This is a genomic window from Pseudoduganella sp. RAF53_2, from assembly GCF_052113985.1.
Taxonomy (GTDB): domain Bacteria; phylum Pseudomonadota; class Gammaproteobacteria; order Burkholderiales; family Burkholderiaceae_D; genus Rugamonas.
This window is the reverse complement of record NZ_JBFRDW010000587.1, coordinates 1-3,893: the sequence shown is the minus strand read 5'-3', so window position 1 is coordinate 3,893 and position 3,893 is coordinate 1. Positions and strand designations below refer to the sequence as shown.

Annotated in this window: 4 protein-coding genes and 1 pseudogene; 1 reads left to right on the top strand and 4 read right to left on the bottom strand. The window is 60.9% G+C overall.

What is annotated here, in order from left to right; genetic code table 11:
- The coding region (locus AB4Z11_RS25925) for a hypothetical protein (protein WP_442028697.1) at nucleotides 1-218 on the top strand (218 nt) is incomplete at its 5' end.
- On the opposite strand, the gene AB4Z11_RS25920 is transcribed toward AB4Z11_RS25925, so the two are convergent.
- The 4 genes and pseudogenes from AB4Z11_RS25920 to AB4Z11_RS25905 all read right to left on the bottom strand — a co-directional run.
- A complete protein-coding gene (locus AB4Z11_RS25920; protein WP_442028695.1) occupies nucleotides 183-824 on the bottom strand; it encodes a TMEM175 family protein in 642 nt (213 codons plus the stop codon). The genes AB4Z11_RS25925 and AB4Z11_RS25920 overlap by 36 nt on opposite strands.
- Nucleotides 825-827: 3 nt before the next feature.
- A complete protein-coding gene (locus tag AB4Z11_RS25915) occupies nucleotides 828-2,795 on the bottom strand; it encodes an ATP-binding protein (RefSeq protein ID WP_442028693.1) in 1,968 nt (655 codons plus the stop codon).
- A gap of 303 nt (nucleotides 2,796-3,098) precedes the next feature.
- The gene (locus AB4Z11_RS25910) at nucleotides 3,099-3,506 is read right to left on the bottom strand and encodes a hypothetical protein (RefSeq protein ID WP_442028691.1); all 408 of its coding nucleotides are present in this window, start codon (nucleotides 3,504-3,506) and stop codon (nucleotides 3,099-3,101) included.
- An 11-nt stretch (nucleotides 3,507-3,517) separates the two neighbouring features.
- Nucleotides 3,518-3,893: pseudogene (locus tag AB4Z11_RS25905) on the bottom strand (porin); the annotation flags it as partial.

The window sequence follows — 3,893 nt, the reverse complement described above, 5'->3', positions numbered from 1 at the left end:
CGCTCTACCTGTTCCACCTGCCGCTGGTCTACTTTTTCATCGCCGTTTGCCACTTCTCGAAAGACTCGCTCAGCGACATCGTCGTTACCGGCGTGCTCGTGGTGGCCAGCTGTATGGCGTTCTCACATCTGTTCGAGCGCCGGGTCGCCGACTACCGGCGCGTCTTCCACAACGTCTTCCGGTTAGTTGGCCGGCGCACGACGCAGGCGGCGGGATAGCAGGTTATTCAAAGGGCGGAAGGCGAACAACAGCAGGAAGGCCATATTGGACGAGCCGGGGAGGTGAGTGGCCAGCGGCACGGTCAGTGCGGCGATCACGATCAAGCCAATCGTGCGGATGCAGGAGCCGCGGTATTCGTCTTTGTCGATCGGATGCACGCACAGCTCGGGGTGGCGGTAAATGTGATTGGCCACCAGCAGAGAGCCGATGCCCATCAGGGTCATCACCGATGCGTAGACCGTTTGGCCAAGCTGGGACAGGAATTGTGCGTTGACGGCCGATGCAAACGGCAGCAGGCTGGCGCCGCCCAGCAGCATGATGGTGAACCACACCAGGGCGCCGTCCACATGCCGCACGTGGCTGTACACGCGATGATTGCCCACCCAGAAAATGGCGAGCACGATAAAGCTGACCAGCCAGGAATAGAAATTGGGCAGCAGGTGCACCAGTGCCTCGCGCAGTTCAGCGTCCGTGCCCATATGCAGATGTTCGGGCAGGCGAAGATCGATTACCAGCAGCGTCATGGCCACGGCGAAGATGCCGTCGACCAGGGCTTCGATGCGGTGTTTGCTCAGGTGAAGTGCAGTGGTGTTGTGATTGTCCATGGATTATGACTCCCGTTGTGGAGAACAGCAGAGCACAACCATGCGGATGGTAGTGCCCTGGCCCGGCGCGGATTCGACGGCGATGCGCCCGCCCATCACGCCGGTAACAATGTTGTAGACGATGTTCATGCCCAGCCCGGTGCCGCCGCTGCCCATCTTGGTAGTGAAGAAGGGGTCGAACACGCGGCGCTGCACCTCTTCCGGCATGCCGATGCCGTCGTCGCGGAAGACGATTTCGACTTGCTGCTCGCCAGCGTCGCGCGCCGTGATACTGATGTGGCCTTTGTCGCGGCCTTCGAAGCCGTGCACCAGGGCGTTGTTGATCAGGTTATTGAAGACCTGGTACAGCGAACCCGGATAGGATTCGAGTTCCAGCTCCGGCGGCACATCCACGCTGGCTGCGCAGTTGGAACGGCGCAGGCGCGGTGTGTAGGTGGCGGTGGTATCCAGCAGCACGGTTTGCAGCTTGAAGCGGCGGCGCTGGTCATTGGTCTGGTCGACTGCAATCTGTTTGAAGGAGGAGATCAGATCCGCTGCTTTCTGCAGCGAATTCGAAATCAGCCCGCATGCCATATCGACTTCTTCCAGATGGTGGGTCAGCGCGGAGCGCTTCAGCGAGCCTTGCTCCACCACGGCCTGGAAGTCGTGCACGCGATCGGATAGCGCGGTGGACGCCAGCAGGCTGTTGCCGATTGGTGTATTCAGTTCGTGCGCGATGCCCGCCACCAGCGAGCCGAGAGACGCCATCTTTTCGGAGGCGATCAGGTCGTGCTGGGTGCGTTTCAGCGTATCGAGGGCGTTCGACAAGTCGGCGGAACGCTCGCGCACGCGGCTCTCCAGCGACACGTTCAATTCCTTCAGCGCCTGCTTGGCCTTCATCTCTTCGGTCAGATCGAGCAGCGCCCAGATGATGGCGCGCTGGCCATCCAGCGTCAGCGAAGAAGACCAGATGGCGACGGAGCCTGCACTGCCGTCATGCATATGCACGGTGGCGATTTCGCCCTGTACCGTGCCGCGTTCGCGGTAGATGTTCCAGATGCGTTCGCGCTCTTCCGGCACGAACCAGAAATTGATTTCGTCGGAACGCTTGCCGATCAGCTGTTCCAGGCGCAGGCCGAAAGTCTGCAACAAGGCCTGGTTGGCGCCGATCATATAGCCTTCGCGGTCGGACACGGCCAGCGGCAGCGGCGTCATATCGAACAGGGTGCGGAAGCGCTCTTCCGATTCCTGCAGGCGGCGCTGCGATTCTTCCACCTGATCGATGCGCTCGCGCAGCGCGGCGCTCATGGTGTTGAGGGAGTTGGTGACCACTTCGAGTTCATCGCCGCCGTGGGCCGGCAGCTGCTCGCCGTAGTGGCCGTGCGCCAGCTTCTCCGATTGCGCGGTCAGCGCTTGCAGGCGCAGGCCCACTCCGCGCGTGAAGGCGAAGAACAGCAGCAGCGCGATGGCGAAGCCCAGTGCCGCGATGATGCCGCCCTGGCGCAGCACTTCTTCGCGCGCCATCACGAGGTCGCGCGTGGACAAGCCAAAGTACAGCGTACCAACCTGGTTTTCCTTCAGCAGCAAGGGCGCGCGCGCATGCAGCACCATGTCTTCGGCGACCGTGCGCACGCCTTTGCTGCCATCGGTTGAAGTCTTGCGCAATGCTGCCGGCAGGGAGAAGGGACGCTGGCCCGCTTCCAGAATGATGTTGCCGCGGGCATCCACGATGACGATGTAGCGCAGGAAGCTGTCGGCCGGTTCGGCCAGCATCTCCTGCCAGTAGGAGCGCAGCTCGCCCAGACGTCCGCTGGCGGCATATGGGCTGAGTGTAAGATTCAGGTTGACGGCGTACTCGTGCGCTACGCGGTCGGCATTGCTGCTGACGGCCTTGTTCATCAGGCGCAGGCTGTTTCCGATCAGGAGCGCGACCACCAGGGCCTGCACTACAGCACTCAGAATCAGAAATTTCGCCCGCAGCGATAAGTTCAACGCAGTCCTCCGGCAATCCGCAAATCAGGATTGTAAATCGCTTCAGCATTAAAAGTTGCAAAAATGAAAAATATTTCTGCGCGAGTGTTGCGCGTGGTAAGCAGGGCGATTAGCGGGACCGCTGCGCTGCCGATACCCTGGCCCGCAACGGGTGGCGCGCGTCAGTTCGCTGGGGCGGACCGCGCGGCGGTAGCGCGGCTGCGCACGGCCTGCGAATCGAAGGAAGGTCAGCGCCTGATGGTGGAACTGCTACAGCGATGGGAATAAAAAAAGCCCGGCGCACCGGGCTTTTCAGGCTGCCGTTTAAGGCAGGGTCAGAATGACTTTCACCGAATCGTCCACAGCGGACTTGTCGATGTAGCCGATGGCTTTAGGATCGTCGGCCACGGCTTTCTTTACCTCGGCGTTGGACTTGAATTCTTTTGGCGGCGTGGCCTTGCCGGTAAACACCAGCTTGGACCAGATCGCTTTCACCTGGGCCGGGTCTTTGTCCGCGACTTTCTGATAGAAGTCGGAACGGATCTTGGAGCCTTCGCTCTGGTCGATCGGCGTGAACATGGCCGATTTGCCGAGGAAGAATTGCGATGCCTGTTCAGAGAACATACGGGTCGCCGGATTTTCCTTGTTCACGATAACCACGATTTCAGCGGATGCGGGCAGCACAGCACCACCCAGCGCCACTGCGATGAGGGCGCTCAGAATCTTTTTCATTATTGGGCTCCTCAGAACACGAAATCGACGCCAGCGGCGATCACGTTAACTTTCTTGTTATACACCGCAGGACCGTACACCAGCGAACCGGATTTGGAAGTCGGGTCCACGCGGTCGTACTGCACTTTCAAAGCCAGCGACTTGGCGAAGTCCCAGCGCACGCCGACCAGGTCGGAGCTCTGCGATGCCGATGTCAGGAAGGCAGCGACCGGCACTGCCAGGGCAGCCGGCAGGGCCGGAGCCGTGATCTTCTGGTTGGCGCCGTTGTAGTGGGCGTGGGCGTAGTAAGGCAGCACTTTGCCGAAGCGGTAGCCGGCCATCACGTACCAGGCGTTGGTTTGCGGAATGTACACGGCGTCCTGGGCGCGGCGTTGAGCGTACTCAGCC

Bases quoted from the DNA above. Each gene is read 5' to 3' on its own strand.
- AB4Z11_RS25920 (WP_442028695.1), bottom strand. From the start codon at position 824: ATGGACAATCACAACACCACTGCACTTCACCTGAGCAAACACCGCATC.
- AB4Z11_RS25910 (WP_442028691.1), bottom strand. From the start codon at position 3,506: ATGAAAAAGATTCTGAGCGCCCTCATCGCAGTGGCGCTGGGTGGTGCT.